The following is a 7,218-nucleotide window of genomic DNA, read 5'->3' on the forward strand; positions in this document are numbered from 1 at the left end:
GGCATGATCATCCGCAGCCTATACCGGCTGGCGTTCTTCCTATTGTTAGCCGCAGGCGCCGGTGCGCTGGCTGTGCTGCGGGGCGGACAGGCGGCCTGGTTTTTGGCCTGGCTCTTGACGGGGGCGGGAGCGGTGTCCCTGTCTGTCTTTTTGTTTACGCTGATGAAGGCGGAGGTTTCCCGCAGCGGGGAGAACCATATGCTGTACCCCAAGGATGAGCTGACGGTGGAGCTCAAGATCCGCCATACCTCTTTTTTGCCTGTGCTGTGGATGTCTGTGGCCGACCATTTCGTGCGGGAGGCCGACGGGCACTTGTATACGGTGCGGAAGCGGGTATATCCGGGCTGGAAGCGGACCTTCACGGTCCGTTACCGGATTTCGGGGCTGGAGCGGGGAAGCTACCGGTACACGGGAACGGAGCTTGCAGCCGGGGATTGCTGGGGACTTGTCCAAAAAAGACGCCTGCTTCCCGGCTCCGGCGGCTTTACGGTGCTGCCGGAGGGCAGGGCCGTGCTGCCCGTAGGCCTCCCCAAGGGGGCAGGCGGCGACGAAACGGAAGGGGCTTCTCCCTTCCGTCCGTCCATGCCCGGGCATGGGGTCCGCCCGTACGAGAACGGGGATCCCCTGCACCGGATCCACTGGAAATCCACCGCACGCCGGGACGGGCTGATGACCCGGATGGATGAACCCGCCCTGGAGTGGCGGTTCCAGGTGTATGTGGACGCCAGCGCCTCTTCTTATCAGGGGCGCGCCGAGCTGTTCGAGCAGGCCATACGCTGGGCGGCGGGCATCCTCCAGGCGGCCGGGGACATCCGGGCCATGGCGGGGTTGGCCGCTAACGGCAAGCCGGAAATCCGGCTGCCTCCCCACCTGTCGGATAACGGCCTGCCGGCACTGCGTCTGCTTGCCGTTCTGGAGACAGCCGGGGGGCAAAGCTTCGCCGAATTGCTTATGAACGGCGGAAGCCGTCCGGGGAGCAGCGCCGAAGCGGTGGTGGCGGTAACGCCGGTAATCGATTTTGCGGTGGAGCGGGCTTTGGGCCAGCTGTGCCAGGGAGGCTGCCAGGTGTTCGTGTATCATCTGCTGGGAGCTAGACTGGCGGGAGAGCGGGAACTGGAGCAAAAACGGCGGCTTGAAGCGGCAGGCTGCCGGGTGCACCAAATCCGTGAAGCCCGCTTGGAGAGGACGGTGAGGCTCCATGCCGAATCGGAAGGCGCCTGAGCCCCTGCGGCTGCGCAGAAGGGCCTTGGCAGCAGCCGGTGCCCCCAACGAGGAAGGCCGCGCCGGCAATGCTGCGGCGGGACTATCCGGCTCCTCCACGGCCGCAGCTTCATCTAACGCATCGCCTCCGGCGCCGCTTGGGCACGGAGGTATGTATCCCGCCCTGCCGGGTACCCGCTGGGCGGCAGGCTTGTTGTTCCTGGTGCTCCTGTGGGCATGGATCAAACCCATTGCCATGCTGTCCGGCTGGAAAACGCCGGACAAGCTGGGGCCGCTGCTTGCGGCTATGGGCATTTGTGTGCTGCTGGATATGGCGAATATGTCCGTATGGAAAAGTGTACCCTTGAAGGGTTTGGCCGCATGGCTGGCGGTGGGCTGGATTTTCCGCGGAAGCGCAGGGGAGGAAGCTTTCCCTATGAGCTGGTTCCGGCAATATGGCGCTGTGCTGGCCCAGGATACGGAGGCATTCCTGGCGGGAAATGCCGGAGCCATCAGCGGTGAGCACCGGACCCTGATTTTCCTGGCAGGCTGGATGGTGCTGGCAGGGGTGGTTCAGGCGCTGCTCCTGCATAGCCGCAGGGCCTTATGGCTGTTGGCCGTCACCTGGACCTATCTGGCAGGGCTGCAGCTATGGCCCGGCGTGGATACCACCGGCGAGCTGATCGCCTCCGGTGTGGCGGGTCTGGCTTTATTGGCGATGCTGAACCTGGACCGGATCGGTGCGGCAGGCAAGCCGGAGCTGACCCGGACTCCACCGGCCAACCGTCTTACCGCCGCAGCCCCGGCTGCTCCAATAAACACAGATTCACCGTTGGCCCCGGCGGCCAATACGCCTCATATTTCCCCGGCTGCGGGGGAAACCCAAGCTGCTCCGTCTCCGGCCAGCCCGGTGCGGATTGCTTATGACCGGAGGGGCAGAGCCTTTGTCCCGCCTTGGGCATACGGACTGGCGCTTACGCTGACATTGGCCTTGTTCCTGGCCGCATGGGCCGGGAGCGGCGGGCAGAAGGGGCCCCTGCGTCCGCTGGAGATGGGGGATTTCAGCAAATGGGCGCAGACACTTGTGTCCCTGTGGTCCTCCGACGGGGAGGACAGCCCTTCTGCCCGGGCGGTTTTTGCAGGCGGTGGCGGCGTCACCGGCTACAGTAGCGGCGATTACCGGCTGGGCGGACCGCTGACGGTACGGGATGAACCGGTTTTTACCGCACGTTCACCCGTCAGCACCTACTGGCGCGGGGAGAGCAAGGATTATTATGACGGCTCCGGCTGGAGCAGCCGGTCGGCAGGTCCAGCAGATGCGGCAGACGGACAAACGGCAGATCTTTTTGCACAGACCGTCACCCAGGAGCTGCTGTACAGCGGGCGGCAGGACATGAATCTGCTGTTTGCCGGGGGCAGGATTGAGCAGGTGGAAGCCTTGTATGCTGCCGACGGCAGCCAGGCTCCGGCAGGCAGCTTAGCCTTGGATGCTCCATCGGGCAGGTATGATTTCCGTGCCTCCTCCGGCAAACAGCTGGGCTATGCCCGTTTTAAGGCCAGGCTGAACGGGTATCCCGAAGCGGCCCTGATGAATGCGGCGGGAGAGATTTCCCCGGGGATAGCGGCAGCGTATCTCCAGATTCCGGACAAGCTGCCCGAGCGGGTGAGGGAGCTGGCTCTGGCCGTTTCCGCACCCGGGACAACTGCCTACGCCAAAGCGGCACTGCTGCAAGCCTATCTTCGGGAGCATTACCGCTACAGTTTGACCGATGTAGCCGTTCCGGCCAACGGACAGGACTTTGTGGATGCTTTCCTGTTCGGCTCGGCGGGAGGATATTGCGACTATTTCTCTACCTCCCTCGCCGTGATGCTGCGCGCCTCGGGGATCCCGGCCCGGTGGGTCAAGGGCTTCGCTCCCGGTGAGGCCACCCCGGATGAAACCGGCGCTGTGCAGACCATAGCCGTCAGCACCCGCAACGCCCATTCCTGGGTGGAGCTGTATCTTCCGGGCCTCGGCTGGGTGGCGATGGACCCCACACCGGGCTTCGCCGGCTTTCAGCCAGCGGATACATCCGCATCACCGGAGCAAGCGCTTGCTCTTCATACGGAGAGAGAGGCAGCATCCTCCGCCGGACCGGTTCGCCGGCTGTTGGAACAATGGGATAACAGCTACCGCGAGTTAAAGCAGGCTGCGGGAGAGCAGCTTTCCCATTGGTCCGCTCATACAGCGGAGGCTCTAAGGAAGCACCGCTTCACGGCATTGCTTCTGGCTGCTGCTGCCGCACCGCTCCTGTACTGGGTGCTCCGCAGGCGGCATCTGCTCTGGCTTATGCTCAGCCTGCACTTCCGCTCCCGCGGACGGAAGGGGGGCGAGGCGGGACAGCGGCTGGTGGAACGGCTGTGGCAGCGTGTGTTCCGGCTGTATGGCCAGCCCGTGCCCGGGCAGACGCTCCGGGAATATGCAGCCGAGACGGGTCGGCGTTGGCCGGGTAAGGCGGATGCGCTTTACGAGCTGACGGAGCTGTCGGAGAAAATTCATTTTTCCCCGGAGGGCCCCGCCTGGATCAGCGGCAGGAAGCTGGAGCGTTTGTGGCGCACCTTTTTCGGGCCGTCCCTTGCTTCTTCAGGTAAGCTTCCCGCTGGGGGACCTGCCGGAATGGAGCCGCCTGTATCCCACTAAGCTGCACTTTTTTTCGATTTACGCTATCCTTTCGTCCTTGACGGAGGATAGCGTTTCTAGTTTTTGGAGAAAATCTTGAATGGAGAAGATTGTCCTTATGAAGGGGTGGGTCTCATGATAATGCTGATGGGGTGGTTATTGTTTCTGCCGCCATGGCTTTTGCTGGTTTTCCTCAAACCGGAGCGCAAGCGGCGGTTTTTGTCCGCCACCTTTTTGGTTATTGCGCTGTGTGCACTTTGCTACGAAATATCCGCGCAGCTGGGCTGGTGGGAGCAGAGGGAGCGCGCCTTTTACTTCACGAATATGAACTCGCTTGTTTTCGGCTTATTGCCGGTGGCGGCACTGATCATGTTCTATCTGACTTACCCCAACCCATGGCTGTATTTCGGCGGAAATCTTGCCTTGGATGCGGTTCAGTGTTACCTGATCGTCCCTTATATATTGGAGCGGGTAGGGCTGTTCGAAATGAGGACAATGAGCCATACCGGGCTGTACCTGCTGCAGACGCTGGTGGCCGCGTTGATTTTCTTCTATCAGAAATGGTATGAGCACGGCATGTCCTATGACACCGAGGCTCCTCTGGAGGAATGGCTCCGCCGTTGGAGCTTCCGGCAGCGCGCCAGGTAAAGCCGGAACTTTCCTAATTTTCGCATTCAAAAGAATCGGGGTGTAAGAAATGTCTACTTGGCTTGCATGGCTTTTATTTTTACCGCCGTGGCTGCTGCTGATGTTTCTGGAGCCGGAGCGCAAAAGGCGGTTTACCGCTGTTGCTCTATTGGCCTGCCTGTGCTCTACGGTAACCTTCCAGATGGCCGTTAAACTGGATTGGTGGACGGTGACGAGCAATATCTTTTATTTCACACAAATCTCCGCCTTTGTTTACGGCTTTCTGCCGGTGGCGGCGCTCATCTCCTTTTATTGGACCTACCCCAATCTGTGGTTGTACTTCGGCTTGAATTTGTCCATCGACGCCGTACAGGCTTACGTGATCAGCCGGCATATTTTTGAAAAGGCGGGTTTTTACCAGCTGACCGGGATGAGCCGCACGGGCTTGTTTATGCTGGAGACCTTTGTTTCCGTTCTATTGTACCTTTTTCAGGTGTGGCTGGAACGCGGACGGCATGGGGAAGGGGACGAGGTGCCGATGGAGAGGTGGCTCAGGAGATGGTCCTTCCGGGCAAAGGCCAGGTGAGGTGAGAGCATGCGCAAATTGGGGTGTGTTGTCAGGAAAAGCTTGGAATTTGTCCTGAATCGGCCACATATGGGGACAACTCTGGCCTCCCTGGCCGCTCCCCCCCTTTACAAGCCTGCTATAGAACGTTTAGAATATTATGCATCAAATATGTGGGCGCAGCCGTGTTGGACGGGCGTCCTGGAAAGCGCAGGTAAATAATGAAGCCGAATGAAATCGTTGTCGTGCTGGACTTTGGCGGCCAATACAACCAGCTGATTGCAAGACGTATCCGGGATTTGGGAGTGTACAGTGAGCTGTTGCCGTACAATGTTTCACTGGACAGGCTCAAGGCGCTTGCGCCTAAGGGCATTGTATTCTCCGGAGGGCCTTCCAGCGTGTATGCGGAGGGAGCGCCTCATGTGGACCCGGCTATTTACGATCTGGGCATTCCGGTGCTGGGCATCTGCTACGGCATGCAGCTGATGGCATTCCAATTGAACGGTAAGGTGGAACGGGCGGCCAAGCGGGAATACGGCAAGGCTGACGTGGAATTCGCCGAAGGCAACAAGCTGGCCCATGGCCTGGAGAAAAAGCAGACGGTATGGATGAGCCACGGGGACATGGTCTCCCAGGTGCCGGAGGGCTTCGTAATTGATGCCTTCACCGCCCACGCCCCTGTCGCCGGTATGAGTCATGCGAAGCGGGATATGTACGCCGTGCAGTTCCATCCCGAGGTGGTGCATTCCGTTTACGGCAACGAGCTGATTCATAACTTCCTATATAATATTTGCGGCTGCCATGGCAACTGGAGCATGGAAACCTTCATTGAAGATACGGTCAAAAGCATCCGCGACCAGGTGGGCAGCGACAAGGTGCTGTGCGCTCTCTCCGGCGGTGTGGATTCCTCCGTTGTGGCGATTCTGCTCCACAAGGCCATCGGCGATCAGCTGACTTGTATGTTCATCGACCATGGACTGCTGCGCAAGGGTGAGGCCGAAAGCGTGATGGAAACCTTCGTCGGCAAGTTCGATATGAAGGTTGTGAAGATTGACGCTAGGGACCGGTTCCTGGGCAATCTGGAGGGTGTGGACGATCCGGAGAAGAAGCGGAAGATCATCGGCAACGAGTTTATCCGCGTGTTCGAAGAGGAATCCGCCCAGTTCGACGACTTCGCTTACCTGGCGCAAGGCACCCTGTATACGGATATTATCGAAAGCGGTACGGCTACCGCCCAAACCATCAAGTCCCACCACAATGTGGGCGGTTTGCCGGAGGATATGAAATTCAAGCTGGTGGAGCCTCTGAAGGAGCTCTTCAAGGATGAAGTGCGCAAGGTCGGTGAAGCCTGCGGTCTGCCTAAGGCGATTGTATGGCGCCAGCCGTTTCCGGGTCCGGGTCTGGCTATCCGGGTGCTGGGCGAGGTTACCGAGGACAAGCTGCACATCGTCCGCGAATCCGATGCCATCCTGCGTGAAGAGATCGCCGCGGCAGGACTGGACCGGGAAATCTGGCAATACTTCACCGCCCTGCCCAACATGAAATCCGTAGGGGTTATGGGCGACGAACGCACCTACTCCTACACCGTCGGCATCCGCGCCGTCACCTCCATCGACGGCATGACCGCCGACTGGGCCCGCATCCCGTGGGACGTGCTGGAGAAAATCTCCGTGCGGATCGTCAACGAAGTCGAAAACGTCAACCGTGTGGTCTACGACATCACCTCCAAACCCCCGGCTACCATTGAGTGGGAGTAAGAGGAAGTCGTTGAAGCCAGAATAATATGCTTTATCTGCAAAAATCTGCCCAGCCGCGTCTCCTTAAGACGTGCGCCAGGCGGATTTTTTTGCTGAGGACACCAACTCCGGCCTGTTCTTGGACCGACCCTACAGCATACCGCCCAACCGGTCGAATCCTTGGACCGACCATACAGCGTACCGCCTCATCCCGGGCGAATCCTTGGACTGGCCATACTTCATGCCGCCGCCCCAGCCCCGTGTTCCGTGCTCCGTGCTCCGTGCTAGAGGTAACGGACGTGAGGCCGTTATTTCCCCCATTATGTCCATTTCGGGGATCTTACGGACCGAGTAGCACTAGCGATGCGTCAAACCTAACATGGAATTATCCAATATTCCTAAATATGGGTTAATTTGAACGTTGTCACCTG

The 7,218-nt window shown here is 59.8% G+C and carries 5 protein-coding genes; all 5 read left to right on the plus strand.

The annotated features are described in order from the left end of the window. Positions 1-3: 3 nt before the first annotated feature. The 5 genes from ACI1P1_RS08500 to guaA all read left to right on the plus strand — a co-directional run bounded on the left by ACI1P1_RS08500 (position 4) and on the right by guaA (position 6,808). Complete coding sequence (locus ACI1P1_RS08500) at positions 4-1,221, plus strand: DUF58 domain-containing protein (protein WP_416215937.1); 1,218 nt, start codon at positions 4-6, stop codon at positions 1,219-1,221. After that, positions 1,199-3,880, plus strand: a complete 2,682-nt coding sequence (locus ACI1P1_RS08505) for a DUF4129 domain-containing transglutaminase family protein (protein ID WP_416215938.1) — start codon at positions 1,199-1,201, stop codon at positions 3,878-3,880. The genes ACI1P1_RS08500 and ACI1P1_RS08505 overlap by 23 nt, the downstream gene beginning before the upstream one ends. A gap of 114 nt (positions 3,881-3,994) precedes the next feature. After that, on the plus strand, positions 3,995-4,507 hold the full coding sequence (locus ACI1P1_RS08510) for a hypothetical protein (protein ID WP_416215939.1): 513 nt from the start codon (positions 3,995-3,997) through the stop codon (positions 4,505-4,507). Between the two features lie 49 nt (positions 4,508-4,556). Then, a complete protein-coding gene (locus tag ACI1P1_RS08515; RefSeq protein WP_416215940.1) occupies positions 4,557-5,072 on the plus strand; it encodes a hypothetical protein in 516 nt (171 codons plus the stop codon). A 197-nt stretch (positions 5,073-5,269) separates the two neighbouring features. Then, positions 5,270-6,808, plus strand: a complete 1,539-nt coding sequence (gene guaA, locus ACI1P1_RS08520; protein ID WP_416215950.1) for a glutamine-hydrolyzing GMP synthase — start codon at positions 5,270-5,272, stop codon at positions 6,806-6,808. Positions 6,809-7,218: the final 410 nt, after the last annotated feature.

This window comes from Paenibacillus mesotrionivorans (assembly GCF_046098205.1).
GTDB lineage: Bacteria > Bacillota > Bacilli > Paenibacillales > NBRC-103111 > Paenibacillus_AR > Paenibacillus_AR mesotrionivorans.